The organism is Actinomadura keratinilytica, from assembly GCF_039539665.1.
Taxonomy (GTDB): Bacteria; Actinomycetota; Actinomycetes; order Streptosporangiales; family Streptosporangiaceae; genus Spirillospora; species Spirillospora keratinilytica.
Map to the genome: position 1 here is coordinate 1 of NZ_BAABDO010000009.1, position 26,383 is coordinate 26,383.

General features: G+C 73.4%; 23 protein-coding genes, 1 pseudogene and 1 riboswitch. Of the genes and pseudogenes, 11 read left to right on the forward strand and 13 right to left on the reverse strand.

What is annotated here, in order from left to right:
• Nucleotides 1-421: 421 nt before the first annotated feature.
• The 3 genes from ABD879_RS04905 to ABD879_RS04915 form a co-directional block, all read right to left on the reverse strand.
• The gene (locus ABD879_RS04905) at nucleotides 422-1,135 is read right to left on the reverse strand and encodes a hypothetical protein (RefSeq protein ID WP_345017838.1); all 714 of its coding nucleotides are present in this window, start codon (nucleotides 1,133-1,135) and stop codon (nucleotides 422-424) included.
• Between the two features lie 51 nt (nucleotides 1,136-1,186).
• Complete coding sequence (locus ABD879_RS04910) at nucleotides 1,187-1,954, reverse strand: hypothetical protein (protein WP_345017840.1); 768 nt, start codon at nucleotides 1,952-1,954, stop codon at nucleotides 1,187-1,189.
• Between the two features lie 121 nt (nucleotides 1,955-2,075).
• Entirely contained in the window at nucleotides 2,076-3,464 is a 1,389-nt protein-coding gene (locus ABD879_RS04915; RefSeq protein WP_345017842.1) for a tripartite tricarboxylate transporter permease, read from the reverse strand.
• Between ABD879_RS04915 and ABD879_RS04920 the strand changes: the two genes are divergently transcribed.
• From ABD879_RS04920 to ABD879_RS04935, 4 genes and pseudogenes are all read left to right on the forward strand, one after another.
• Nucleotides 3,442-4,233, forward strand: coding sequence for an IclR family transcriptional regulator (locus tag ABD879_RS04920; RefSeq protein ID WP_345017844.1), 792 nt, complete (start codon nucleotides 3,442-3,444; stop codon nucleotides 4,231-4,233). The two genes, ABD879_RS04915 and ABD879_RS04920, sit on opposite strands and share 23 nt — an antisense overlap.
• Before the next feature lie 15 nt (nucleotides 4,234-4,248).
• Nucleotides 4,249-4,773 (forward strand): annotated as a pseudogene (locus ABD879_RS04925) (TSUP family transporter); the annotation flags it as partial.
• 98 nt (nucleotides 4,774-4,871) lie between these two features.
• Nucleotides 4,872-5,012 carry a hypothetical protein gene (locus tag ABD879_RS04930; RefSeq protein ID WP_345018041.1) on the forward strand — a complete coding sequence of 47 codons (141 nt, stop codon included), beginning with the start codon at nucleotides 4,872-4,874 and terminating at the stop codon, nucleotides 5,010-5,012.
• Between the two features lie 35 nt (nucleotides 5,013-5,047).
• The gene (locus ABD879_RS04935) at nucleotides 5,048-6,175 is read left to right on the forward strand and encodes an L-talarate/galactarate dehydratase (RefSeq protein ID WP_345017847.1); all 1,128 of its coding nucleotides are present in this window, start codon (nucleotides 5,048-5,050) and stop codon (nucleotides 6,173-6,175) included.
• Between the two features lie 485 nt (nucleotides 6,176-6,660).
• Here the strand turns inward: ABD879_RS04935 and ABD879_RS04940 are convergent, their stop codons facing one another.
• Nucleotides 6,661-7,464, reverse strand: a complete 804-nt coding sequence (locus ABD879_RS04940; protein ID WP_345017848.1) for a peptidoglycan recognition protein family protein — start codon at nucleotides 7,462-7,464, stop codon at nucleotides 6,661-6,663.
• Between the two features lie 338 nt (nucleotides 7,465-7,802).
• Nucleotides 7,803-7,936, reverse strand: a riboswitch (cyclic di-AMP (ydaO/yuaA leader).
• Between the two features lie 398 nt (nucleotides 7,937-8,334).
• On the opposite strand from ABD879_RS04940, the gene ABD879_RS04945 reads away from it, so the two are divergent.
• Complete coding sequence (locus ABD879_RS04945) at nucleotides 8,335-9,687, forward strand: cytochrome ubiquinol oxidase subunit I (protein ID WP_345017850.1); 1,353 nt, start codon at nucleotides 8,335-8,337, stop codon at nucleotides 9,685-9,687.
• A complete protein-coding gene (locus ABD879_RS04950; RefSeq protein ID WP_345017852.1) occupies nucleotides 9,684-10,700 on the forward strand; it encodes a cytochrome d ubiquinol oxidase subunit II in 1,017 nt (338 codons plus the stop codon). Before ABD879_RS04945 ends, ABD879_RS04950 begins: the two co-directional genes overlap by 4 nt.
• 179 nt (nucleotides 10,701-10,879) lie before the next feature.
• Here ABD879_RS04950 and ABD879_RS04955 read toward each other — a convergent pair whose 3' ends face one another.
• The 7 genes from ABD879_RS04955 to ABD879_RS04985 all read right to left on the reverse strand — a co-directional run bounded on the left by ABD879_RS04955 (nucleotide 10,880) and on the right by ABD879_RS04985 (nucleotide 18,782).
• Complete coding sequence (locus tag ABD879_RS04955) at nucleotides 10,880-11,203, reverse strand: hypothetical protein (protein WP_345017854.1); 324 nt, start codon at nucleotides 11,201-11,203, stop codon at nucleotides 10,880-10,882.
• A 23-nt stretch (nucleotides 11,204-11,226) separates the two neighbouring features.
• Nucleotides 11,227-11,664, reverse strand: coding sequence for a hypothetical protein (locus ABD879_RS04960; protein ID WP_345017856.1), 438 nt, complete (start codon nucleotides 11,662-11,664; stop codon nucleotides 11,227-11,229).
• 170 nt (nucleotides 11,665-11,834) lie between these two features.
• A complete protein-coding gene (locus ABD879_RS04965) occupies nucleotides 11,835-13,193 on the reverse strand; it encodes an FtsX-like permease family protein (protein WP_345017857.1) in 1,359 nt (452 codons plus the stop codon).
• On the reverse strand, nucleotides 13,190-13,870 hold the full coding sequence (locus ABD879_RS04970) for an ABC transporter ATP-binding protein (RefSeq protein ID WP_345017859.1): 681 nt from the start codon (nucleotides 13,868-13,870) through the stop codon (nucleotides 13,190-13,192). Before ABD879_RS04970 ends, ABD879_RS04965 begins: the two co-directional genes overlap by 4 nt.
• Nucleotides 13,867-14,397: a PadR family transcriptional regulator gene (locus ABD879_RS04975; protein ID WP_345017861.1), complete on the reverse strand. Its 531-nt coding sequence runs from the start codon at nucleotides 14,395-14,397 to the stop codon at nucleotides 13,867-13,869. The genes ABD879_RS04970 and ABD879_RS04975 overlap by 4 nt, the downstream gene beginning before the upstream one ends.
• 201 nt (nucleotides 14,398-14,598) lie before the next feature.
• On the reverse strand, nucleotides 14,599-15,705 hold the full coding sequence (locus ABD879_RS04980) for an enolase C-terminal domain-like protein (protein WP_345017863.1): 1,107 nt from the start codon (nucleotides 15,703-15,705) through the stop codon (nucleotides 14,599-14,601).
• 38 nt (nucleotides 15,706-15,743) lie between these two features.
• Nucleotides 15,744-18,782, reverse strand: a complete 3,039-nt coding sequence (locus tag ABD879_RS04985) for an FAD-binding and (Fe-S)-binding domain-containing protein (protein ID WP_345017865.1) — start codon at nucleotides 18,780-18,782, stop codon at nucleotides 15,744-15,746.
• 523 nt (nucleotides 18,783-19,305) lie between these two features.
• Between ABD879_RS04985 and ABD879_RS04990 the strand changes: the two genes are divergently transcribed.
• The 3 genes from ABD879_RS04990 (at nucleotide 19,306) to ABD879_RS05000 (ending at nucleotide 22,543) form a co-directional block, all read left to right on the forward strand.
• Entirely contained in the window at nucleotides 19,306-21,207 is a 1,902-nt protein-coding gene (locus ABD879_RS04990) for a glycoside hydrolase family 15 protein (RefSeq protein WP_345017867.1), read from the forward strand.
• Nucleotides 21,177-22,211 carry an SDR family oxidoreductase gene (locus ABD879_RS04995; RefSeq protein ID WP_345017869.1) on the forward strand — a complete coding sequence of 345 codons (1,035 nt, stop codon included), beginning with the start codon at nucleotides 21,177-21,179 and terminating at the stop codon, nucleotides 22,209-22,211. Before ABD879_RS04990 ends, ABD879_RS04995 begins: the two co-directional genes overlap by 31 nt.
• A gap of 107 nt (nucleotides 22,212-22,318) precedes the next feature.
• Entirely contained in the window at nucleotides 22,319-22,543 is a 225-nt protein-coding gene (locus ABD879_RS05000) for an isocitrate/isopropylmalate family dehydrogenase (RefSeq protein WP_425549619.1), read from the forward strand.
• 42 nt (nucleotides 22,544-22,585) lie between these two features.
• Here ABD879_RS05000 and ABD879_RS05005 read toward each other — a convergent pair whose 3' ends face one another.
• Nucleotides 22,586-23,206, reverse strand: a complete 621-nt coding sequence (locus ABD879_RS05005) for an SDR family oxidoreductase (RefSeq protein WP_345017871.1) — start codon at nucleotides 23,204-23,206, stop codon at nucleotides 22,586-22,588.
• A 338-nt stretch (nucleotides 23,207-23,544) separates the two neighbouring features.
• On the reverse strand, nucleotides 23,545-24,174 hold the full coding sequence (locus ABD879_RS05010; protein WP_345017872.1) for a TetR/AcrR family transcriptional regulator: 630 nt from the start codon (nucleotides 24,172-24,174) through the stop codon (nucleotides 23,545-23,547).
• 98 nt (nucleotides 24,175-24,272) lie between these two features.
• Between ABD879_RS05010 and ABD879_RS05015 the strand changes: the two genes are divergently transcribed.
• Together ABD879_RS05015 and ABD879_RS05020 are read left to right on the forward strand one after the other, a co-directional pair.
• Nucleotides 24,273-25,613, forward strand: coding sequence for a cytochrome P450 (locus ABD879_RS05015; RefSeq protein WP_345017873.1), 1,341 nt, complete (start codon nucleotides 24,273-24,275; stop codon nucleotides 25,611-25,613).
• A 116-nt stretch (nucleotides 25,614-25,729) separates the two neighbouring features.
• Nucleotides 25,730-26,239: an SRPBCC family protein gene (locus ABD879_RS05020; protein ID WP_345017875.1), complete on the forward strand. Its 510-nt coding sequence runs from the start codon at nucleotides 25,730-25,732 to the stop codon at nucleotides 26,237-26,239.
• The last annotated feature ends 144 nt before the right edge of the window (nucleotides 26,240-26,383 follow it).

Consider the following 26,383-nt stretch of genomic DNA (forward strand, 5'->3'; position numbering starts at 1 on the left):
GTGCAGGCGATCCTCACCCTCCACCACCAGGCCCAATGAGGATGGAAACAGTTCACTGCGGACGCCATGCCGAGGGCGGGGGTGGAGGTCGTCCGCGGCGTGGCGGGCGGCGACCCGCACATGCTCGTCGCCGACCCCTGCACCTGCCAGTAGACCACCCGGCTCACCGGCCGTCCCGGTCTGGCTGATCCATCCCGGGCACGGCGGCAGCGGCATCGCGCCGGGCGCGTAGGTGATCCGCCGCCAACGCGAGCGGCGGGGCCCGGCAGCGACGTCGTGCGTGGCGCCGGATCCGCACCGGCCCGGGACGTGTTCGTGGCCGACCGACCCGGCAACCGCGCAGTGGGCGGGGGCGGGGCGGCGGATGCGGCCGCCCCGCCCCCGAGCGGTCTTTGGCCGGTCCGTGAGCCGCCCGCGCCGTTCAGCCGACGGGAGACGACAGCGAATACTCGATCTCCAGGAGCAGTTCGAGCGTCGGCTCGTCGTCGAGCCGCTCGAAGGCCGCCTGCACGGCGCGCAGGGCCGGGCCCTCGGTGAGCCATGCGACGACCTGGCGGTACGCCGGGACGTTGACGTCCCACTCCGCGTTGGTCAGCCGCACCCGCTCGCCGGGCCGCCGGATCAGCACGTCGGCGGTGAAGTCGTGCAGCCGGCGGACGGCCGCGCCGGTGTCGAGCCGCTCCCACTCGCTCAGGTAGGGGGTGACGTCGGAGACGGCCAGGGTCAGCGCGCACAGCGCGGTGCCGGCGTCCGGACGGGACGGGTGGCTCGCCAGCGTCCGCGACCAGAACGCGGCCAGGAACTCTTCGAGGGCCGCGCGCTGGGGCCACTCCGTCCACGGGACCATGCCGAGCTTGCCGAAGACGACCTCCACGCTGGGCCAGTTGAAGGCGTCGTCGGCGGCCAGTTCGAGCAGCCGGGGCGCGAAGTAGCGGAATTCCTCCTCCGACCCCCACGTGGTCATCGCCTTGGCGGCGTACCTGCGCAGATCGGCTGCGCCGAGCTCCCGCAGCGGCCGGGTGAGCAGCGCCCTGTCCTCGTCCGGCGCGACGCAGCACGGACACCCCGCCACGGCCTTCGGCCGCGGCACGTTCGCGAAGGCCGCGTACAGGCCCTCGACCGCTCGCTCGTCCATGCCGTCCCATCATCCGCCTCCGCGGCGGACACCGCGCCGGAACGCGCGAAGTCAGGACGCGGACGGTCCGCCGACGCGCCTGGCCGCGTCGCCCGCCCGGCGCAGGGCGGCCTCGACCTCCGCGGCGTCGTCGGCCAGCTCCTCGATCCGCTCGGCCGCCAGTTCGTGCGCGGCGGTGCGGGCGAGCAGCTCCTCGTATGCCTCGTTGCGCCGTTCCAGCTCGAGGATCTGCGCGCTGCGGTCGGGCGGCGGCATGGCCCGGCGCCGCTGCCGCCGGTAGGCGTCGTCGGCCGCCGCCGTGCGCGCCGCGTACTCCTCCAGGGCCTCGATCCGTTCGGTTACCGCCGCCACGGAACGGCGCAGGGCCTCGCGCTGCGGGGCGAACCGGGACTTCTCCAGCGGCGTCAGGTCGGACTCGCGGAGCCGCCGCTGCTCCTCCCGCATCCGCGAGTGGGTCATGAGCGTCTGGGCGATCTCCCACTCCTCGGCGGGGAGGGTGAGCGCGTTGTCCATGCCGTCGAGCAGCCCCGCCTTGTTGACCTCGGACTCCAGCACCGCGTCGATCGCCTCCTGCGCCCGGCACAGCAGGATCTTGGCGTCCGGGTCGAGGTCGGCCGCCACGATGTAGCGGCCGTGGTACCTGCGGACGAGACGGACGACCGAACCGCCGATCAGCACCTGCAGCCGCCCGGGCACGGGGCTTGAGGCCGGCGTCAGCACGTCCTGGTTCTCGCGCAGGGCCCGCCGGTCCTCGGCGGGAACGGCCGGATCGACCGCCACCCGGGGATGCGCCGAGTCGGGCAGGTACGACAGCGACATGCGGCAAAGGATGCCAGAAGCCGGTATGGCGCAGAATGCGCGGCAGGCCGGCGGCCCATGCCGTCCAGTCGGCACAGGTCGCCGGCCTGCCTTCGTGCCCGTCCCGCCCGGGTGGGCGGCCTCAGGTGAGAGCCGGGTTCTCCGAAGGCGAGGCGGCCTTGCGGCGGCGGGTCAGGGCCCGCACCGCCGGCGGGGCCAGGGCGAGGACGACGGTCGCGCCGAGCAGGGTGGCGGCGATGGGCTCGGTGAGGAAGCCGGTGAGGTCGCCCTCGAAGGTGCGCAGCGCGCGGCGGAAGGCCGGCTCCAGGATGCCGCCGAGCACGAACGCCAGCACCAGCGGGCCGGGTTCGTAGCCGACCTTCTTCATCAGGTAGCCCAGCACGCCGAGCCCCGTCACCAGGAACATGTCGAACACGTTGTTGCGGACGGTGTAGACGCCCAGCATCGTGATCAGGACCGTCACTGGGGCCAGGACCGACGCCCGCACCCGCAGGATCCGCACGAAGATCCCGATGAGCGGCAGGCTCATCAACAGCAGCAGCAGGTTGCCGACGTACATCGAGTTGACGACGCCCCACACCAGGTCGGGCCGCTCGTCCACCAGCAGCGGCCCCGGCGTGATGCCCTGCAGCATGAGCGCGCCGAACATGACGGCCATCGTGGCGTTCGCCGGGATGCCCAGCGACAGCAGCGGGATGAACGACGACGTGGCGGCGGCGTTGTTGGCGGTCTCCGGCCCGGTGACGCCCTGGATGGCGCCCTTGCCGAACTCCTCGGGGCGCCGGGACGCCTTCTTCTCCACCGCGTACGCCGCCATCGACGACATCGTCGCCCCGCCGCCCGGCAGGATGCCCAGCAGGAACCCGATGACCGAGCCGCGGCCGATGGCGCCCCGGGACGCGCGCAGGTCCGCGCGCGACGGGTACACCGACCCCACCTTCGCCGCCGGAGGACCCGGGCGGCGCAGCGACTCCAGGTTGTACAGCAGCTCGCCGACCCCGAACAGGCCCATGGCGATGATCACGAAGTCGATGCCGTCGAGCAGCTCGTCGCTGCCGAACGTCAGCCGGGCGGTGCCGACCAGCGGGTCCTGGCCGACGGTCGCCAGCAGCAGGCCCAGCGCGGCCATCAGCAGGCTGCGCGGCACGGACCCGCTGCCCAGCGTCGTCACCATGAGGATGCCGAGCAGCGCCAGCACGGTGTACTCGGCCGGGCCGAAGTCCACCGCGAACCGGGCCACCAGCGGGGTGACCAGGGTCAGCGCGACGATCGCGATCGTCCCGCCCACGAAGGACCCGATCGCCGAGATGCCCAGCGCCGCGCCGGCCCGGCCGCGGCGGGCCATCTCGTACCCGTCGATCGCCGTCACCACGCTGGACGCCTCGCCGGGCAGCCGCAGCAGCACCGAGGTGATCGTCCCGCCGTACTGGGCGCCGTAGAAGATCCCGGCCAGCATGATGATCGCCGCGGTGGGCTCGATGCCGTAGGTGACGGCGTCCGCGGCGCGCACCGTCGAGCTGCTGGAACTGCTGGCCTCGCGGCAGAACCGCCCGGCCCGCCTGCGCGAGCTGAGCGAGGCGCTCGGCGCGCCGCGCAGCAGCGTGTACGCGCTGATCCGCACGCTGGTCGAGCACGGCTGGGTGCGCAGCGACCCGTCCGGGACGCACTACAGCATCGGCATCCGCGCGCTGCTGGCCGGCACCACCTACCTGGACACCGACCCCTACCTGCGGATCGTCCAGCCGCACATCACCGACCTGAGCGCCGAGCTGGACGAGACCATCCACTTCGGCCGGCTCGACCGCACCGACATCGTCTACCTGGCGACCAGGGAGTCGCACCGCTACATCCGCCCGTTCAGCCGGGTCGGCCGCCGCCTGCCCGCCTACAGCACCGCGATGGGCAAGGCGCTGCTGGCCGAACGCCTCGGCGCGACCGCCCCCGGCGCCGGGGTGGACGCGCACGTCCCCCGCGAGCTCACCCCGCTCACCCCCAACACGCTGACCGACCACGACGCGCTGCTGCGCGACCTGGAGCTGACCCGGGAGCGCGGGCACGCGATCGACAACGAGGAGAACTACGCCGGCATCACCTGCTTCGGCCTCGCGCTGCGCTACACCAGCCCGGCCACCGACGCGATCAGCTGCTCGGTGCCGATCGCCGGCCTCGACGAGGACCGCAGGCGGGAGATCCTGGCCGCGATGGAGCGCACCCGCCTGGCCATCGAGCGGATGGCCCCGGTCGACCCGTCCGCCGCCGACCTGGCCGCCGGGATCTGAGGCGGGGCGCGAGCGGTGGGGGTCGACGCCACGGCGTTGCTGCTGCTCGCCGGAGTCGCGTCCGGCCTGGCCGGGTCGGTCGCGGGTCTGGCGTCGCTGTTCAGCTACCCCGCGCTGCTCGCCGTCGGGCTGCCGCCCGTCGCGGCCAACGTCACCAACACCGTGGCGCTGTTCTCCACCACGGTCGGCGCGGCCGCCGGGTCGCGCGCCGAACTGCGCGGCCAGCGGCGCCGCACCGGCAGGCTGGTCGCGCTGGCCGCCGTGGGCGGCACCCTCGGCGCCGCGCTGCTGCTGAGCACGCCGGACGGCGTCTTCGAACTCGTCGTGCCCTGGCTGATCGCACTCGGCTCGGTGCTGCTGGCCCGCGACCGGCTGCGCGCGCTCGCCGACCGGCGCGCCGCGGCCACCGGCGCCGGCCCGTCCGGCGCACTGCTCGCGGTGGCCGTCGTGCTGGTCGGCCTGTACGCCGGGTACTTCGGCGCCGCGGCGGGCGTGCTGATGCTGGCCGTGCTGTCGGTGTCGGCGACCGAGCCGCTCGCGGTGACCAACGCGGTGAAGAACCTCGCCACCGGCGGCGCCAACCTCGTCGCGGCGATCGCTACGCCTTCCTGGCGCCGGTCGACTGGACCGCCGCCGCCGTGCTCGCCTGCGGCGCGCTGGCCGGCAGCTGGACCGGTCCCGCGCTGGTCCGGCGGCTGCCGGAGCGGCCGCTGCGCGTCGCGATCGCCCTGGCCGGGCTCGGCCTGGCCGCGCACCTGTGGCTGGCGGCCGTGCACTAGACCCCCGGAGTCGACCATCCCGACAAGGAGCTGCGATGACGACGACCGACCGCATCGACCGGGTCCGCCTGTCCTCGGTCCTGCTGCCGCTGGCCACCCCGATCAGCGATGCCAAGGTGCTGACCGGACGGCAGCGGCCGATGACCGAGGTGGCGATCCTGTTCGCCGAGATCGACACCGCGGACGGGCTGCACGGGCTCGGTTTCGCCTACTCCAAGCGGGCCGGTGGCCGCGGCCAGTACGCGCACGCCGGAGAGGTCGCCGCCGAGCTGCTCGGCGAGGACCCCAGTGACATCGCCCGGCTGTGGGAGAAGCTGGTCTGGGCCGGTGCGTCGGTCGGCCGCAGCGGCCTGTCCGTCCAGGCGATCGCCGCCCTGGACATCGCGCTGTGGGACCTGAAGGCCAAGCGCGCCGGGCTGCCGCTGGCCAAGCTGCTGGGCGCCTACCGCGACTCGGTGCGCTGCTACAACACCTCCGGCGGGTTCCTGCACGCCCCGCTGGAGGAGGTGCTGGCCAACGCGGCCGCCGCGGTCGGCCGCGGCATCGGCGGCATCAAGATCAAGGTCGGTCATCCCGACGCCCGGGTGGACCTGGCCCGGGTGAAGGCCGTCCGCGACAAGCTCGGCGAGGACGTCTTGCTCATGGTGGACGCCAACCAGCAGTGGGACCGGCCCACCGCGCAGCGCCTCGGCCGGGCCCTGGAGGAGTTCGCGCTGACCTGGATCGAGGAGCCGCTGGACGCCTACGACCACGCCGGCCACGCCGCGCTCGCCGCGTCCCTGGACACCCCGATCGCCACCGGTGAGATGCTCACCAGCGTCGCCGAGCACGCCGAGCTGATCCGCGTCGGCGCCGCCGACATCATCCAGCCCGACGCGCCCCGCATCGGCGGCATCACCCCGTTCCTGCGCCTGGCCGCGCTCGCCGACCACAACCGCCTGCAGCTCGCCCCGCACTTCGCGATGGAGATCCACCTGCACCTGGCCGCCGCCTACCCGCAGGAGCCGTGGGTCGAGCACTTCGAATGGCTGGAGCCGCTGTTCAACGAGCGCCTGGAGATCCGCGACGGCCGCATGCTGGTGCCGGACCGTCCCGGTCTCGGCCTCACTCTCAGCGACCGCGTCCCCGGCTGGACCGCGGACACCTGCGAGTTCACCTCCTGACACCGACGCGCCCGCCGAGGCAGCCGGACCGATCGGTGTCCGCCACAGGAAGGGCCATCTCCCGCCCGCGGCGGCCGCACCCGTAAGGTGCGGTACGGCTTCGCGGGCCCCGCGCCGGGTGCCCGGCTCGTCCCCCGTTGGGCCGGGCGCCCGAGCGCGGTCGGGAGACGGCACCCCCATCGCCCGTTCTCGGCGCGTCGCGGCTTCGCGGGTGTTCCGCCCCTCGCTGCGTCGGTTCGGTGTCCGTCGTCGGAATGGCCGCGTTTGGTGGTGTTGACCATGCTCCGTCGAGTGCGGTGCGGTTTTGTGGGCCCCGCGCCGGGTGCCCGGCTCGTCCCCCGTTGGGCCGGGCGCCCGAGCGCGGTCGGTTGAAGACGCTTCCACCTGTGCGGCTCTCGGTCGTTGGCGCCGGTGGTGGTAACGGCCGTTTTCGGTGTTCGTCCCGGCCAGGGGACGCGGCCGTCAGCGTCTGCGTTCCGTGGACGTCAGGCGGAGCGGAGGGCGGCGGCGACGCGCTTGCGCAGGCGCGGCAGGGTCGGGGCGAACGCGTAGCCGCAGCAATCGGTGTCGTTGAACTTCATGTGCGGCACGATCGCCTTCATCGGGTCGAGGTCGTACTGGCGGCACAGCCAGGCGATCAGCTCGGTGAGCGAGTCCTGCAGGCGGCGGGGCGGCATGACCGAGTTGTAGGTGCCCTCGCATTCGATGCCGACGGTGTAGCCGTTGGCGCCGGCGACGTGGGTGCCGATCACCATCCGGCCCCTGCGGGCGGCGGCGAGACTGCCCTTGCGGCCCTCCATGATGTGACCGCCCCGGCTGATGGTGAAGTGCTGGCCGGTGTCACCCCATCCCTGTCCCATGTGCGCGCCCTGGATGGAACGCGCGAGCCGGAAGCCCTGCCGCAGCGAGTAGTCGGTGACGTTGGGGGTACACGTGTGGTGCACCACGATGTACTCGGGTGCGCGGGACAGCACCGTCGCCCGCCGGTAGGGGGTGCGCGCTCCCCATTCACTGGTCGAGTGGATGAGCGGGGCACCCTTCCCCTGTTTACGCGTTTTTCGGGACGACCTGGACTCGTCGGGCCGGGCGGCCTGCGCCATTCCGGTGGCATCGCCCGCGTCGGTGGCGTTCGCGGCGTTCGCCACCTCGTGTTCGGCCGACGGGCCCAGTGCCGCGGCGACGCCGAGCGCCGCACTCCCCAGCAGGACTCCACCGCCCAGCAGGACCGAGCGACGCGGCATCTCGGTGGGCCAAAGGTCGGTGCGGCGGTGCTTGGCGTTCGGGTTCATGGGGGTATTTCCTTCCGGGGAACTGGTCTGGAGGAATTCGGGCAGCAAAAAGAGAGCAGGCGTGAAGAACGCGCGGGAAATGGGGGCGTGCGGCTGCGCCGGAAACGTTGAGCCGTGCGGAGGACGGCCCTGATCGCCGATGGCGGGGGAGGTGTCGAAGGCCCGGTGCCGGCGGCGGGGTCACCGCCGCGGGGAGGCGGGGGAGCGGCGCGGCCGGAACGGCGCGAAGCGGGCGGCCAAGGGGACCGCCCCGTCTATCAGGGCGTTGGCATCGTCATGAGGCGGCTGCGGCGTGCCGCTGGGGTGGCGGGGCAGAGCCGGGCAGGCTCCTTCATGTCCTCTCCTCTCCTTGACTGCCGACCGGGTTAGCTGACGGGTTCGGACCAAGGAGCGGCCCTACCGCGGCTGCCCGCGGATTCACCCCGAAGAACTGTTGGGTCCCCGGTTCCCAGGCGGCCGGCGCCGTGGGATTAGGCGCCCCGCCGGCCGGTGCACCGGACGGCGGAGTACCACGGACCATAGGAGATGCGGCAAAGAACTCGCAAACCTTCGAAGGTAAAAACTAAAGACGATCTTTGTGTGTGCGTCTTCCGGCCGCCGGTCACATCGATCACAGCAATCACAGGCAGAACATGCATCGCGAGAAACCACTTATGCGGGGGGTGCGGAGCGGCAGATTCCTCCGCGAACAGGCGCCGCGCCGTCACACAGCTCCGGAATTGTGACCAAGGACACCTTGGTCCATCGGTATGGAGGACTTGCCGTCGCCGGACGGTCCGACGGGCACCGGAGGGGGCGGGCGAGTGAACCCGGCGTTCGCGGTGATGAAAGGGGGGCACGGATCGCAGCGGTTCCGCCGGGGAGGGACGCATGGGAGTGCTGGCCGACGCCGCGACGCCGGCCGATCTGGTGGCCGCGCGGACGCAGATGGGGATATCCCTCGGCTGGCACATCATCCTCGCCTGCTTCGGCGTGGGCATGCCGGCGCTGACGGTCTTCGCGCAGTGGCGCGGCATCCGGACCGGCGACGAGGCGTACCGGCGGCTCGCGCACCGCTGGGCCAAGGCGATGGGCGTGATGTTCGCCGTCGGCGCGGTGTCCGGCACGATCCTTTCGTTCGAAATGGGTTTGCTGTGGCCCGGGCTGATGGCGACCTACGGGCAGGTGCTCGGGCTGCCGTTCGCGTTCGAGGGGTTCGCCTTCTTCATCGAGGCCATCTTCCTGGGCGTCTACCTGTACGCCTGGGACCGGCTGCCGCCCCGCGTGCACCTGCTGACCGGGCTGCCGGTGTGCGTCGCCGGGGTCGCGTCGGCGTTCTTCGTCGTCAGCGCCAACGCCTGGATGAACCAGCCGCGCGGGTTCGACCTGGCGGACGGCAGGGTCACCCGAGTGCGCCCCTGGGCGGCGATGTTCAACCCGGCCACGCCCTGGCAGACCGTCCACATGATCCTTGCCGCGTTCATGGTCGCCGGCTTCGGCATCGCCGCCGTGTACGCCGCGGGAATGCTGCGCGGCCGCCGCGACCGCTACCACCGCATCGGGCTGCTGCTGCCGTTCACGGTGGCGGCGGTCATCACGCCGTTCCAGATCGCGGTCGGGGACGGCCTGGCCCGGCTGCTCGCCGACCGCCAGCCCGCCAAGCTCGCCGCCATCGAAGGGCTCAACGAGACCGGCTCGCACGTCCCCCTGTCCGTGGGCGGCCTCTACCTGGACGGGGAGATGCGGTACGCCATCCGCATCCCGAACGCGCTGTCGATCCTGGTCGGCTACCGGCCCGGCACGGTCGTCCAGGGGCTGGACAGGGTGCCGGTCGCCGACCGTCCGCCGGTCAACGCGGTGCACCTGAGCTTCCAGCTGATGGTGGCGATCGGGTTCGCCCTGCTGCTGCTCGGCTGCTGGCTGGCGGTCGTGTGGTGGCGCCGCCGCGACCTGCCCCGCACCCGCTGGTTCCTGTGGCCGACCGTGCTGTCCGGCCCGGCCGCGGTGCTCGCGCTGGAGACCGGCTGGGTCACCACCGAGGTCGGCCGCCAGCCGTGGATCGTCTGGCAGCACCAGCGCACCGCGGACGCGGTCAACCCGGCGCCCGGCCTGTGGGCGGGGCTGGTCGTGGTGCTCGCCGTGTACGTCGTGCTGACCGTGGCCACCGTCTACGTCCTTCTCCGGCTGCGCGGCCGGCACGTCGCCGCACCCCAGGAGGACTGGACGCAGGAGCACGCGCCGTGACCGCCGCGCAGTGGCTGCTGCTCTTCGCGTGGGCGGGCCTCACCCTGTACGCGCTGTTCGGCGGGGCCGATTTCGGCGGCGGGTTCTGGGACGCGCTGGCCGGCGGCGCCCGGCGCGGCCGCGCCCAGCGCGAGCTGATCGAGCACTCCATCGGCCCGGTCTGGGAGGCCAACCACGTCTGGCTGATCTTCGTGCTGGTGATGTTCTGGACCTGCTTCCCCGGGGTCTTCGCCTCGGTCGCCTCCACCCTCTACATACCGCTGACCCTCGTGGCGATCGGGATCATCGCGCGGGGGGCGGCGTTCGCGTTCCGCAAGGCCAGCACCGAGCTGTGGCAGTTGCGGCTGTTCGGCGGCGCGTTCGCGCTGTCGTCGGTGCTCACCCCGTTCTTCCTCGGCACCATCGCGGGCGGTGTCGCGTCCGGACGCGTCCCCTACGGGCTCGCCGCCGGCGACATCGTGACGAGCTGGTGGAACGCCACCTCGCTGATGGCCGGTGCGCTGGCGGTGGGCGCCACCGCCTACCTGGCGGCCGTCTACCTCACCGCCGACGCGCGCCGCGGCGGCGACCCGGGGCTGGCCGACGCGTTCCGCCTGCGCGGCCTGTGCACCGCCGTGATCACCGGCGTCATCGCGATCCTGGGCGTCTTCGTCGTGCGGGGCGACGCGCCGTCGCTGTACGCCGGGCTGACCGGCCGCGCGCTGCCCCTCGTCGTGGTTTCGGGCGTCGCCGGGCTCGCCTCCATGATGACGCTCGCATTCCGCCGGTACGCCCTGGCCAGGGTCACCGCCGCGCTCGCCGTCGCGGCGGTCGTGTGGGGCTGGGCGGTGGCGCAGTACCCGGTCATGCTCCCGCCCGGCGTGACGGTGACCGAGGCCGCCGCCGACCCCGCCGTGCTCCACGCCGCCCTGGGCACGGTCATCGCCGGGATGGTCCTGCTCGTCCCGTCCCTGCTGTGGCTGTACGTCCTCTTCCAACGCCCCGGCCCGCCGCCCAAGACCACCGTCCGCTGACCCCGGCCGCCTGCGCCGTCCCGGCTCGGGAGGCGGCGCACGGAGGCCGCCTGTTCCCGTGCGCCGCCGGCTCGAGAGGCACGCACCGCGAGCGCGGCGCGCGGTGCGTGCCGGGCGGCGGTCCGCCGGCCCCGGAGACCGCGACTCGGGGCCGGGGCGTCCGCCGTCGCAGGCGGAGGCTAGAACTCCTTGATGAAGCAGTCGGAGACGTAGCCCTCGACCTTGGTCCGGTTGTTGATCACGTACGTCCAGTGGTCCTTGACCTCGCCGTTCGGACAGGTCACCGGATCGGCGAAGCTCTGGCCGCCGTTCCAGGTGAAGCCGTCGCCGGGGTTGCCGTGCCCGCGGACGGGGGCGTTGAGCCGGGGAGCGGCGCGGATCTTGACGCCGCGGGCGATGAAGTCGCCCTTGGGAGGGTCGGCATGCGCCGCGCCGACCGGAAGCAGCAGTCCGGCGAGCAGCGACGACGCGGCACCCATGAGGATCGCTTGAAACGCTTTCATCTTCGCCTCCGTGACAGTGCGGTTCAGCACGCCGTCCTCAGCAATCCGGCGTCCGGTTCGAAGTTGTCGCCGCCCGCGAAGTAGATCTCCGGCACCCAGCCGAGCTTGCCGTTGTCGGCCTTCGTGGCGGCCCACCAGTCGTTCGCCAGCCCGCCCCGGCGGATGATGCCGTCGCGGCACTGGTAGCCGAAGAACCAGTTGGCGCTACCTCCCTTGCGGAGGTAGCCGATGATCCCCGACTCCTTCTTGTGGTTCGCGTAGACGGGGACGTTCCCGCGGCTCAGCGGGCAGTACTGCACCTTCTCGTACACGGGGTGCGGTACGGGCGGCGCGCACGGCTTGTCGTCGACGGCCAGCGCCGGACCCGGCGCGACGAGGCTCGCCGCGACCAGCACGCCGAGTGCGACGGGACTCGCCGTCACTCCGCGGCGCAGGGCCCCCGACGGTGTGATCGCCTTCATGGTCGATACCCTCTATTCGTGAACTGTCAGTGACATTCTGTAATCACCGCAGCTGGAGGGGTATCCGGGAAACCTCGTACATCCGCCCGGCCCCGGGCCCGCGCCGGTCGGAGACGACACCGGGCGGACCGCCTCGCACGGCGATCCGCCCGGCACCCGCGCCCAGGGGGTCACTCGGTGCGCAGCTGCTCCGGAGCGGCGGCGCGGGAGAGGAGACGGCCGGACGCGGCGGTGACGGCGGCCGCCGCCGTCACGGCGAGGGCGACCATGAGCAGGGCCCGGCCGGCCGTCCAGGCGGCCATCAGCGGGCTCGGTCCGGTGGCCAGCTCCGGCGCCATGCCGAGGAGCGTGGCCAGGGCCGCGACGGCGCACACCGGGGTCGCGGCGATGAGCGTCTGGCGCACCGCCGCCCGGCGCAGGGACGCCACCGGAGCTCCGGACGCGGCCAGCACCGCCATGGAGCGGCCGTTCTCCAGCAGCGCCTCGGCCCGGTGCACCACCAGCGCGGTGACCGCGACCAGCAGCGCGAACAGCAGCGCCGCATAGGTCAGGCCGAAGCTGACCAGCCAGAACGACCCGATCGGCGCGTCCGCCGCGGAGGCGTTGTGGAACACGTCCCACTCGATGACGCCGGTGCCCGTGCCGAAGGCGACCACCAGGCCGACGACCGCCATGGTGCGGCCCGTGGCGCGCGGGTCGGCCTCCAGGGCGCGCGCCGCCAGCAGCGTCTCCGGGGTGCGCGCCCGGCGGGCGGTCAGGCGGGCCGCCTCCAGGACCAGGCGGCCGGAGCCCGTCATGACACCGAGGAGGGTGGCGGCGGCGCCGAGGAACAGCAGCGGAATGCCGAGGTCCAGCCACTGGACGAACGTGCTCGCCATCATCAGCGCGACGCCGGCGGCCAGCGGGATGAGGGCGGCGCGGCGCGGCCGGGGACGGGTGCCGCGCCGGGCGACGTGCAGCGGCGAGGTGACGACGTGGCGGGACACCAGCAGGCTGACCGCCGCCGCGGCCGCCACCACCAGGACGAGCACGAACGGAACCGCCCAGAGCGCGATCGCGTACCGCCCGGTGTCGCGGACCCCCAGGGCGGCCATCGCGGCCCGCTGCGCGCACACGTAGGCGATGCCCCCGCTGATCGCCCCCGCCGCGCCGATGCGGACGGCCTCGACCGCCGCCAGCCGCCGGACGTCCCCCGGCGTGGCCCCGGCCAGCCGCAGCGCCGCCAGCCGCCGCTCCTGCGTGGCCTGCGCGACCCGTCCGCTCTGGTGCACCAGCGCCAGCACCGGGATGACGAGCAGCACCAGCGCCAGCGCGGTGCCCGGCCGCAGCCCCTCCTCGGCGACCAGCCCCGCCCAGTCGGTGTGCTCGGTGCCCTTGATCATCAGCAGGTTCACCGCGCCGAGCAGCAGGAACGTGGTCAGGGCGGCGCAGCAGGCCAGCAGCCGGCGCCGCCGCCGCTCGGCGCGGGAGGTGCCGCGCGCCAGCATCGCGGCGATGTCGAACGGCATGCGCGTCCCGCCCCCGGTCACCGGGCCACCGCCGGGACCTCGGACACGACGCCGTCGCGCACCACGACCTCGCGGTCGGCGTAGGCGGCGATCCGGTTGTCGTGGGTGACCAGGACGACGGTGGCGCCGCGCTCGCGGGCCGCGCCGAGCAGCAGGCCGAGCACCTCCTCGCCCGCGACGCTGTCGAGCGCGCCGGTGGGCTCGTCGGCGAAGACCACGGTGGGCTCGGTGGCCAGCGCCCGGGCCACCGCGACCCGCTGCGCCTGGCCGCCCGACAGCTCGCCGGGCCGCAGCGTGGCGCAGTCGCCCACGCCGACGCGCTCCAGCCACTCGCGCGCGGCGGCGGACGCCCGGTCGCGGTCGGTCCCGCGGAACATCAGCGACACCGCCACGTTCTCCTCGGCGGTCAGCTCCGGCACCAGCCCGCCGAACTGGAACACGATGCCGAACGCCTCGCGCCGCAGGCGGGTGCGGGCGTCCTCGTCCAGTTCGTCCACGCGGGTCTCGCCGTAGTGGATCTCGCCTTCGTCGGGGACGACGATTCCGGCCAGGCAGTGCAGCAGGGTGCTCTTGCCCGAGCCGCTCGGGCCGGAGATCGCCACGACCTCTCCGGCGTCGATCGACAGGGAGGCGTCGCGCAGCGCCAGGGTGCGGCCGAACGTCTTGGCGACGCCGCGCGCGTGCAGCAGGGGACTCATCGGCTGATCTCCTTGGTCAGGTCGGCCAGGCGGTGCACGGCCAGTTCCATCCACCGCAGGTCGGCGTCCAGGTGCAGCAGGGCGTAGTCGGCGGCGAGCGCCTCGGCGGCGGACGCGCCGGGAGCGGTCTTGGCGCGGGTCAGCTCGCGCATCCGCGCCAGATGGGCGGCGCGCTGCCGGTCCAGCCCGGCGCGTGCGTCGCCGCCCGCCACCAGGGCCATGACGACGCGGCTGAACAGCGCGCCGCCGACGTAGGGCAGGGGCGGTTCGGTCTCGGCGAGCCAGGCCCGCATCCGCTCTTCGCCCTTGGGCGTCAGCTCGTAGACCGTGCGCTCGGGCCCGCTCTCCTGGACGACCTCGGCGACGGCCACGAACCCGTCCCGCTCCAGCCGCTGCAGCGTCGAGTAGACCTGGCCGTACGGCAGCGGCTTGGCCCCCGGGAGCCGCTCGTCGTGTTCCCGCTTGAGCTCGTATCCGTGCTTGGGGCGTTCGGCGAGCAACGCCAGCAGGATCTGCGGAGTCGACATGGCCGCGACTATACACCCGGTGTATATACCGAGTGAATAGATGCGCGGCCCGGGCTTCCTTCCTGCTGCAAGGGGCCCTACCTAGACCGAGGACAAGGCGGGGCCGGGGGGCGCCGGAACACCCTCGCCGACGGTGTGGGCGCGGAGGTCGTCGCCGCGGGCCGCGCCGTCGTTGGTGCGCGCGTCTTGGGCCTCCCCAGGTCACGCGACGAGGTGGGGCGCGGCATCGGCCTCTTTGAGCCGGAGACCGAGTCCCGGCTGGGAGCGGTCCGGCTCCAGACTCCCGCCGCTGGTGGGCTCGCGGACCCCATCGAACAGCATCCGCTCGACGCGCACATGGTCGTGGAAGTACTCCAGGTGCCGCAGGTGCCACACGGCCGCGCAGGCGTGCAGCGCGGCCTGCGGAGCGCAATGCGCGGACAGGTCCAAGCCGTGCGCGTCGCACAGGGCGCCGACCCGCAGGAAACCGGTGATGCCGCCGCAACGGGTGACGTCGGCCTGCAGGCAGTCGACCGCCCCGGCTTCCAGCATCCGGCGGAAGTAGGGCAGCGTGCAGCCGTACTCCCCGGCGGTGATGTCCACGCCCGGCGGGCCGGCGTCGCGCAGCAGCCGCAGCCCGTCCAGATCGTCTGAGCTGACGGGCTCCTCCAGCCAGGTGACGCCCATGTCCGCGAACCACCGCGCCCAGCCGAGCGCCTGCTTGCGCCGGTAGCCGCCGTTGGCGTCCACCATCAGTTCCACACCGTCGCCGACGGCACGCCGTGCCGCGATGACCCGTGCCCTGTCCGCGGCCGGATCGCGGGCGACCTTCATCTTGACCCGGCCGATGCCCCGCCCGGCCCACTCCGACAGCTGGTCGGCCAGCTGCCGGTCGGTGTAGGAGGTGAAGCCGCCGCTGCCGTAGACGGGCACGGCCTGCCGGAACGCGTCCAGCGCCACCACCAGCGGGACGCCCATGATCCGCGATTTGAGGTCCCACAATGCGATGTCGACGGCGGAGACGGCCATGGCGCCGATCCCGGGACGTCCCGCGTTGCGCAGCGCCCCCGTCATGGCCGCCCAGCGGGCGGCCACATCGAGGACGTCGGTCCCCGCGAGGACGTCCCGCAGCTCATCCCTGATGAGGGCGGCCACCGCGGCCGACCCGTACGTGTAGCCGATCCCGGTGCGGCCGCCGGCGGCCGCGTGGACCACCACGATGGTCGTCGAGTCCCACTCCAGGGTGGCGTCGGACTCCGGCCCCGCCGTGGGCACCGTGTACACCGACGTGCGGATCGATTCCAACGGTGCGGCCGCACCGTGTGCCATGCCCTCCCCCTTGGAACGTTTCGGCTCCGCCGCCCGGGCTACCTGCGGGCACGTGCCATGGCCCTGGACAGGGCCAGGCCCGCCGCGCCTGCGGCGACCGCGACCACCATGGTGCGAACGGCGACCCCCGGAGGCTCGGCGCGTCGCGGGTGCGGCGTGGTCCCACGCAGCCCGGCGGCCAGCGCCTCGGCCAGGTGGACGGGGGTCCGGCCGGTGCCGGACTGCTCGATCTGGGTGCGGCAGCTGAATCCGTCGGCGATGATCAGGGCGCCGGGGTCGGCGTCGCGGACCGCCGGCAGCAGGCCGAGTTCGGCGATGTCCCGGGAGACCTGGTAGTGGCCGCGTTCGAACCCGAAGTTGCCGGCGAGCCCGCAGCAGCCGGCGTCCAGGACGTCCGCACGCATTCCCGCCCGTTCCATCAGGTGCCGGTCGGCGTCGAAGCCCATGACGGCGTACTGGTGGCAGTGGCGTTGCACGACGGCGTCGGCGTCCACAGCCGGCGGCTCCCAGCCGGGGGCGCGTTCGGCGAGCAGCTCGGCCAGGGTGCGGGTCTGGTCGGCCAGGCGCCGCACGTCCGGATCCCGCGGCAGCATCTCCAGGGCGTCGGCGCGGAACACCGCCGTGCAGCTGGGTTCCAGCCCGACGACCGGGGTGCCGCGCCGAAGGTCGTCGCGCAGCACGTCGAGGGTGCGCAGCAGGGCGCGGCGGGCCGCGCCGAGCTGACCGGTGGAGATCCAGGTCAGCCCGCAGCACACCGCCCGGTCGGGGACCTTGACGCGGAACCCGGCGGCCTCCAGCACCTCCACGGCGGCCCGCCCGATCTCCGGGTGGAAGGAGTTGGTGAACGTGTCGGGCCACACCACGACCTCACCGTGCTCCGCGGCGCCGCCGCGCGGTCCCCGCGCCCGCCACCAGTCGACGAACGGCTCCCGGGCGAACAGGGGCGGTCTCCGCTCGGGCGCGATGCCGCCGGCCGCTTTGACGGCCCGCCCCAGCAGCGGAGCCCAGGTCAGCGTGTTGACCAGGCGCGGCACCCGCCTGGCGGCGGCCGCCAAGACGGGCAGCCACCCCATCGAGTAGTGCGAGAGCGGGCGCAGCCGCCCGGCGTAGTGGTGGTGGAGGAACTCGGCCTTGTACGTGGCCATGTCCACGTTGACCGGACAGTCGGTCTTACAGCCCTTGCAGGCAAGACACAGGTCGAGCGCGTCACGGACCTCGGTGGAGCGCCAGCCGTCGGCGACCGGCGAGTCGTTGCGGATCATCTCGAACAGCAGCCGGGCCCTGCCCCGGGTGGAATGCTCCTCCTCGCGGGTGGCGCGGTAGCTGGGGCACATCACCCCGCCCTCCAGCGAACGGCACTTGCCCACGCCGACGCAGCGGAGGGCCGCCTTGTCGAACCGGCCCGAATCGTGCGGGTAGGCGAAGGCGGTCCCGGGCCGCCAGGGGCGGTACCCGGCGCCCAGCCGCAGGTCGCCGTCGAGCGGGCCGGGCGCGACGACCTTGCCGGGGTTCATCCGGTCGCCCGGGTCGAAGACGGCCTTGAGCCGGCCGAACGCCTCGGCGATCTCGGCGCCGAACATCTTCTCCAGCAGCTCACCGCGGGCCTGCCCGTCGCCGTGCTCACCCGACAGCGAACCTCCGTATCCCACGACCAGGTCGGCGGCGCGTTCGACGAAGGCGCGCATGGCCGCGACGCCGCCGGCCGAGGCCATGTCGAAGGGGATGCGGGTGTGCACGCACCCCTGGCCGAAGTGCCCGTACACCGACGGCCCCTCATAGCCGAACTCATCGAACAGGCGCTTGAGATCACGCAGGTAGGGGCCGACCTTGTCGGGTGCCACGGCCGAGTCCTCCCAGCCCGGCCAGGTGTCCGGCCGCCCCGGCACGTGCGCGGTGGCGCCGAGCCCCGATTCGCGGATCATCCACAGCCGGTGCTCGTGCTCGCGATCCGCATAGACGGTGGAGTCCACCGCATCCGGCAGATCGTCGATCAGCGCCCGGGCCCGCTCGGCGCATTCTTCGGCCGTGTCACCGGCGAACTGCACCATCAGATAGCCCCTGCCTTCGGGGAGCAGCCTGAGCGCCTCCGGGTTGAGGTGCCTGGCCTTCTGGAAATCCACCAGCCGCCCGTCGACGGCCTCCAGCTCGTGCGGTTCGTGGGCGAGCACGGCGGGCACATGGTCGGCGGCCGCGGCGATGTCCGCGAAGCCCAGCGCGACCAGCAGGGTGCGCCCGGGCACGGGGACCAGCGCCACCTCCGCGCGCAGCACCGTCACCAGCGTGGACTCCGACCCGGTCAGCAGCCCCGCCACGTCGAAGCCGTGCTCGGGCAGCAGCGAGTCGAGGTTGTAGCCCGACACCCGGCGGGGGATGCCGGGGTAGCGGCGCCGGATCTCGTCGGCGTAGCGGTCGCGCAGCCCCCGCAGCGCCCGGTAGATCTCACCGGTGCGGTCCCGGCGGGCGGCCAGCCCGAGGAGCTCGTCCTCCCCGGTGGGCCCCACCCACATCCGCAGCCCGTCGTAGGTGAGCACCTCCAGCCGGCGGATGTTGTCGACGACCTTGCCGTACGCCTGGGCGGTGGAGCCGCACGAGTTGTTGCCGATCATCCCGCCGATCGTGCAGTTGGCATGGGTGGACGGACGGGGGCCGTACTGCAGGCCGTGAGGGGCCAGCCGCCGGTTCAGGTCGTCCAGGACGATGCCGGGCTCGACGACGCAGGTCCGCCGCTCCGGATCGACCGACAACACCCGGTGGCAGTACTTGCTCCAGTCGATGACCACGGCGGTGTTGCAGCACTGGCCGGCCAGGCTGGTGCCGCCGCCCCGGGACAGCAGCGGGGCGTCGTGCTCCCGGCACACCGCCACCGCCTCCGCGACCGCCTCCGTGGTGCGCGGCACCACCACCCCGATCGGCACCTGGCGGTAGTTGGACGCATCGGTGGAGTACACGGCACGGGTGCCGGTGTCGAAGCGGACCTCGCCGTTCACCCGCCTGCGCAGGTCGCGTTCCAGGGCGCGGGGGTCCGGGCGGGAGCGGCTCCTCGGAACGACGGGCGGCGGAAGCTGGACGATCCCCATGTCATTTCTCCAAGCCACTGGGTGAGCTGCAGGGGGCGGTCCTGGACCGACGCGGCGGTGATCGGAGCCCGCGCGGTCGGCCCCTCGGCCGGGGACTCGGATGCGATCCGTCCCATCAACCCCTGCTGCCCTTCCGCGACGAGGTCACACACGCAGGTCGACGTGTTCTTGTGCCGTAGAGACCCGCCGCTCCCACATGGCGGGGCCACCGGCCCCGCGGAAGGCCGCTGTTTCCATCCGCGGACGGCCCGTCGCCAGGTGCCACTGCTGCGCCGCGGCTCTCTTTCGCCGGTCTGCGCCGATGGCGGTGTCCCCCCACACCGCGCCCTTCCAGGGGGCTCCCCGCCCACCGGGGTCGGACCGCCGCAGTATGGAGTCCCGTTCCGGAGAGTGGAAGTCGCTTTCCAGCAGTGGTGTCACCGAGACCCGCAGTCGCCCCACCACGCTCTGGCACAGGCGGGAACCGAGGACAGGGCGGGACCAGCCGATGCATGCCCCCGCTCGTACCGGGCACGCGAAGTGGATGGGGCAGAACGACGGCGAGTGCCGGACCGCGGCGATGGCGCCGCGGATCGAGGACTACGCGATCATCGGGAACACCCGGACGGCGGCGCTGGTGAACCGGGACGGATCGATCGACTGGCTGTGCACGCCCCGGTTCGACTCCGGCGCCTGCTTCGCGGCCCTGCTGGGTGACCGGCGGCACGGCCGGTGGCTGCTGGCCCCGGCGGGGGAGCACCGCGTCGACGGCCGCCGCTACCGGGACGACACGCTGGTGCTGGAGACCGGGTTCAGCACCGACGGCGGCGCGGTACGGGTGGCCGACGCCATGCCCGTCCGCGACCGGCGGTCCGACGTCGTGCGCCTGGTGGAGGGGGTGCGCGGCCGCGTTCGGATGCGCGGTGAGCTGGCCCCTCGCTTCGACTACGGGCAGGCCGCGCCGTGGCTGCGTGTGGACGGCCGCCGGGCCTGCGCACTGGCCGGACCCGACACCGTGTTCGCCGACGCCGACGTGCCGTTCACCGTCGCCGACGACGATGTGATCCTTTCGGAGTTCGAGGTGGGTGAGGGAGAGCGGGTGGGCTTAAGGCTCCAGTGGGTGCCGCCCCGGCAGAGTCCCTCCGCACCCGGCGACATCGCCGAGGTCATCGCGAAGACCACCCGCTGGTGGCAGGAGTGGACCGGCCGGTGCGGCTATCGCGGTCGGTACCGCACCCAGGTGATCCGCTCACTGATCACGTTGAAGGCGCTGACGTACGCGCCCAGCGGCGGAATGGTCGCCGCCGCCACCACCTCGCTGCCCGAACGCTTGGGCGGAGTGCGCAATTGGGACTACCGCTACTGCTGGATCCGCGACGCCACGTTCACCCTGCTGTCGCTGCTGGACGCCGGGTACGTGGACGAGGCCGCCGCGTGGCGGGAGTGGCTGGTGCGGTCGGTCGCGGGCCGGCCCGAGCACATGCAGCTGATGTACGGCGTGGAGGGCGAGCGCCGCGTCACCGAGACCGAGCTGGACCTGCCCGGGTTCGCCGGCTCCCGCCCCGTCCGCATCGGCAACAGGGCCGGCGAGCAGTTCCAGCTCGACGTGTACGGGGAGCTGATGGACGCCGTGCACCAGGCCCGCGCATGCGGCCTGCCGCCCGACGAGAACGCCTGGCAGGTGCAGCGCGCGCTGCTGGACTTCCTCGAAGGGCACTGGCGGGAACCCGACAACGGGATATGGGAGACGCGCGGCCCTCGCCGCGACTTCACCCACTCCAAGGTCATGGCCTGGACGGCCGTCGACCGGGCCGTCCGGGAGGTCGAGGAGTTCGGCATGGACGGGCCCGCCGAGGACTGGAAGCGGCTCCGGCAGGAGATCTTCCAGGAGGTGTGCGAGCGCGGCTATGACGCCGACCGCGGCACCTTCACCCGGTACTACGGCTCGGCGGCTCTGGACGCGGCGCTCCTGCTCATCCCGCAGGTCGGCTTCCTGCCCGCGACCGACGAGCGGGTACGGGGCACGGTGGCCGCCGTCGAACGCGAACTGTGCCGGGACGGGTTCGTCCAACGGTACGGCACGACCGGGGAGGCCGCGGACGCCGACGGGCTGCCGCCGGGGGAGGGGGCTTTTCTGGCCTGCACCCTCTGGCTGGCCGACTGCCACATCCTGGCGGGCGACACCGACCGGGGCCGGGCCCTGCTGGAACGGCTGCTGGGCCTGGCCAACGACGTCGGGCTGCTCAGCGAGGAGTACGACACCGCACACCGGCGGCTGCTCGGCAACTTCCCCCAGGCGCTGTCACACATGTCGCTCGTCAACACCGCGCTCAACCTGGAGCGCCGAGGCGGACCGGCCCACCAGCGGGCCCGGGGGGAGGGCTCCGCAGCGGCCGATCGAAGGAGGGACGGGCCATGGCCGAGGACTTCACCGGCCAGACCGTAGTGATCACCGGGGCCAGCGCCGGCATCGGCCGTGCGACGGCCCTGCGGTTCGCCGGGCTCGGCGCGAAGGTGGCGCTGCTGGCACGCGGACGCGAGGGACTGCGGGCTGCCGCCGTGGAGGCGCAGGAGGCGGGCGGACCCGGCAACGCCCTGCCGATCAGCTGCGATATGGCCGACTTCGCGCAGGTGCGGCGGGCGGCCGACCGCGTCGAACGCGAACTGGGCCGGATCGACGTGTGGGTCAATGTCGCGTTCAGTTCGGTGTTCGCCGAATTCCGCGACATCACCCCCGAGGAGTTCCGGCGCGTCACCGAGGTCACGTACCTGGGGTTCGTGCACGGCACCCGTACCGCGCTGGAACACATGATGCCGCGCGACCGCGGCGTCATCGTGCAGACCGGCTCGGCGCTGGCCAAACGGGGGATCCCGCTGCAGTCGGCCTACTGCGGGGCCAAGCACGCCGTCCAGGGCTTCTATGAGTCGCTGCGCTGCGAGATGCTCCACCAGGGCACCGGGGTGCGGATGACGATGGTGCACATGCCGGCGGTCAACACACCCCAATTCGACTGGGTGCTCTCACGTCTTCCCAGGTATGCCCAGCCGGTCCCGCCCATCTACCAGCCGGAGATCGCCGCCCGCGCCCTGACGTTCGCCGCCGCCCATCCCCGCCGCCGCGAGTACTGGGTGGGCGCCAGTACCGTCGGCACCCTGCTGGCCGACCGCATCATCCCCGCGCTGCTCGACCGCTACCTGGCCCGTACAGGCTACGCCTCCCAGCAGACCGACCGGCCGCGTGCCCCGACCGCTCCCGCCAACCTGTGGGAGCCGGCCGACGACACGGACGGCAGGGATTACGGCGCCCATGGGGCATTCGACGACCGGGCCCACGGCCGCAGTCCCCAGCTGTGGCTGTCCAGGCACCGGCGGGGCCTGGGCCTGGCGGGGCTGGCGGGCGGTGCGGCGGTCGGCGCCGTGGCGGCCGACCTGCTCGTGGGCCGTCGATGAGCCGCCGGAGCCCGGCACCGGCCGCAGCGCCATGGCCGGCGGCCTCGGCCTGGCCGCCGGCGCCACCCTCAACCCCCGAGCGCCGCTTCCCCAGCATGTTCGAGCCGGTGCACGGATCCGCCCCCGACATCGCCGGGCAGGGCGTGGCCAACCCCATCGGCGCGATCGGCAGCGCCGCCCTCATGCTCGACCACCTCGGCCTCCCGGACGAGGCGGCCCGCCTCGACAAGGCGATCGAGGCCGCCACCGCGGCGGGCGTCCTCACTCCCGACCCGGTCGGCGGCGCCGGGACCGCCGAGGCCACCGCGGCGGTCATCGACCACCTCGCGTAGGGCGTCCGCACCGGGGCCGTCCGGGCCCGCGGCCGGGCGGCCCTACCGGTTGACGGCGCCGAGGTCCACGCGCAGCTGGCTGCCGGTGATGAACTTGCCGTCGTCGGAGGCCAGGAAGGCGACCATGGCGGCGATGTCCTCGGGGTCGGCGGCCTCGTAGGGCAGCGCCGGCATGTAGAGGGGGCCGAGGTTGGGGGCCTCGTCCAGCAGGCCGTTCAGCGCCCCGTCGTTCATGCCGGTCCGCACGCCGTGCGGGTGGACGGTGTTGACCCTGATGTCGTGCTCGCCCAGCTCGTTGGCGAGGACCCGGGCCAGGCCCACGACGCCGTGCTTGGAGCTGGCGTAGTGGGCGAGGAACGGCAGCCCCTTCAGACCGGCCACCGAGCTGGTGATGATGATCGAACCGCCCTCGCCCTGCTCGATGAGCGTGGGCACCGTGGCCTTGACCGTCTTCCACACCCCGGTGAGGTTGATGTCGATGACGTCGTCCCACTGCTCCTCGGTCAGCTCCCACGTGCGGCCGTAGTTCACGATCCCGGCGTTGGCCACCACGATGTCGAGCCGGCCGAGCCGGGCGACCCCCTCGGTGACCGCCGCCTGCAGTTCGTCCAGCCTGCGCACGTCCGCCTTGCGGGCCACGATCCGCCGCCCCTGCTCCTGCACGAGCTTGACGGTCTGGTCCAGGTCGGCCTGCGTCGCCGGGGCGTGTACGGGCTGGGGCCGTCGAGGAGGTCCACGGCGATGATGTCCGCGCCCTCGGCCGCGAGCCGGACGGCCTCCGCGCGGCCCTGGCCCCGTGCGGCGCCGGTGATGAAAGCGACCTTGCCCGTCAAACGTCCCATGGATGCCTCCGCGTCGGCCGGAGCTGTCCGGACCGGCGATCCGGGGGCGGGCGTCCGTCCGGAACGCCGGGCCGATGATGATCAGGACTCTAATGGCACCGGGTGTCAAAAACTGGGGGCGGTCGCGGCGTCCGGCCGGGCCGGGGCGGCCGCCGCGGGTCAGGCCCCGGCGTGCGGCCCGAGCAGGGCGATCGTGGACCGGACCGCGACCTCGGTGACGTCGCTGAGGCGGCCGCCGTCCTCGAAGGTGGTCGCGGTCAGCTCGCGCAGGCCGCCGAGCAGCATGACGACCACCGGCCGCGGCACCGGGCCGACGCCCGCGGCGCGCCACTCCGGGGTGTCGCAGAAGGTCTGGATCACCGAGACGAACGCCTCCATCGCCTCGCGCTGCAGCGGGCGCGCGGCGGCGCCGAGGGACGGCACGTCCCGGATCCAGCTCAGCATGAGCGCCGGTTCGGACTCCACGCAGGCGATCCACGCCTCGATCGCCTGCCGGACCTGGGTCGTCCAGGGGGCGGCCGGGTCGACGGCGGCGGAGACGCGGCGGATCATCTCGGCGTTGGCGGCGGTGAGGAGCACGATGAAGCACTCCTCCTTGCCGCTGAAGTGCTCGTAGAAGGTGCGCCGCGAGGTGCGCGCGCGGCGCACGATGTCGGCGACCGTGGTGGCGCGGTACCCCTTCTCCGCGATCGACGCGGCGAGCCCGTCGAGCAGCCGCCGCCGGAACCCGCCGGCGCCGTCATCGGTCGACGCCGTGTGCTGATCATGCAGGTACCGCACAGTCGTCACGCTATACCTCCCGTCGCGGCACGCCCCTTGAAGCCGATGGTACGTCGGCGTACCGTGCGTGGTACGGTCACGTACCACGCCGAGAGGGGTCCTCCGCCATGACGACCGCCACGCTGCCCCCTGGCCCTCCGACCCCGCGGTTCGTGCAGGGCGCGTTCGCGCTCACCGGCCGGCTGGCCGCGCTGCGCCGGCTGCGCGACCGCTACGGCGACGCCTTCACCGTCGACACGCCCCTCTTCGGCCGGGCCGTGGTCATCAGCGGCGCCGCCGAGATCAAGCAGCTGTTCACCGCCGGCCCCGGCCTCGTCGAGAACCTGGAGCCCAACCTCGGCCGGGTGCTCGGCCCCGGCTCGCTGTTCGCCCTGACGGGGGAGGAGCACCTGCGGCAGCGCAAGCTGCTCGTCCCGCCCTTCCACGGTCGGCGGCTCGCGGCCTACGAGAAGATCATCGAGGAGGAGGCGGTACGGGAGATGGCGTCCTGGCCGCAGGCCCGGCCGTTCCCCGTGCTGCCGTCGATGATGCGGATCACGCTGAACGCCATCCTGCGCGCGGTGTTCGGCGCCGAGGGCGCCGAGCTGGCCGAACTGCGTACGCTGCTGCCGCCGTGGGTCGCCTACGGGTCCCGGCTGGCGGTGCTGCCGATCCCGCGGACCGACCTCGGCCGGTGGAGCCCCTGGGGGCGGTTCATGGTCTTCCGCCGCCGGTACGACGCGATCGTCGACCGGCTGATCGACAAGGCGGCGGGGGAGGACCTCGAGCGGCGCGCGGACGTCCTGGCGCTGCTGCTGCGCAGCCGCTACGACGACGGCTCGCCGATGAGCCGCGGCCAGATCGCCGACCAGCTGCTCACCCTGCTCGCCGCCGGGCACGAGACGACCGCGACGACCCTCGCCTGGGCGGTGGAACGGCTCCGCCGCCACCCCGGGGTGCTGCGCGACCTGGCCGCCGAGGCGGACGCGGGCGGCGGCGCGCTGCGCGAGGCGACGATCACCGAGGTGCAGCGCACCCGCCCCGTCGTCGACCTCGTGGGACGCAAGGTGCTGGTCGACGGCTTCCGGCTCGGCCGCTGGACCCTGCCGAAGGGGTACACGGTGCTCGTCGGCATCTCCCTGATCCACGACGACGAGTCGCTGTTCCCCCGCGCCCGCGCCTTCGACCCGTACCGCTTCCTGGACGCCCGGCCGGACCTGTACGAGTGGATCCCGTTCGGCGGCGGCCGGCGGCGCTGCCTCGGCGCGGCGTTCGCGACCATGGAGATGAACGTCGTCCTGCGCACCATGCTGCGCGACTTCACCCTCGTCCCGACGGCCGCGCCGGACGAGCGGCGGCGCTCGCGGGGAATCGCCAACGCCCCGGCCAAGGGCGGCCGGGCGGTCGTGCGCCGCCGCGGCTCCCGGACCGCTGCGTCCGCCTCCGCCGCCGCCGGCGGAGCGCGGTGACGGCCGGACGCGTCGGCGGACGACCTGCGCCCCGGTGGGTTTCCGACCTTCTTGACATTCCAGTCCATCTGCGCAACTGTCGCCGCCACGGGCCACGCGGAGGAGAGTGAGCGACGGTGGAACGGACCGGGGCGCGGTACGCGGACAGGCCGACCGTCGAGGCGGACACCTGGATCGACGCCCCGCCCGAGCGGGTCTGGACCTTCGTGTCGGACGTCGAGCTGATGCCGAGCATGAGCGCCGAACTGCAGTCGGTGCGCTGGCTGGACGGCGCCTCCGGCCCCGCCCTCGGCGCCCGTTTCGTCGGCCGCAACAGCAACGAGTTCGCCGGCGAATGGGAGACCACCTCGCACATCGTGGAGTTCGACCCGCCCAGGGTGTTCGCCTGGGCCGTGGAGGACCCGGAGCGCCCGTTCGCCGACTGGCGGTTCACCCTCCGGCCGCAGGACGGCGGCACGCGGTTGCACCAGTGGATGCGGCTGGGGCCGGGACGCTCCAACCTGGCCGTGCTGATCGAGCGGATGCCCGACCGGGAACAGCAGATCGTCCGCATCCGGATGCGCCAGCTCCAGGAGAGCATCATCGCCACCCTGGCGCACATCAAGCGGCTCGCCGAGGCCCCCTGACCGCGCCCGGCCGCCAGGGCCCGTCCCGAATCCGCTCGATCGGCGGCGACCGGGCCGCGAGGCACCTGTCGTCGCTTCCCACGCAGGGGAGGTGTGCGGGGTGCCGCCCCTGGGGTCCGGCTCACCACGCTGTCGATCGATTCG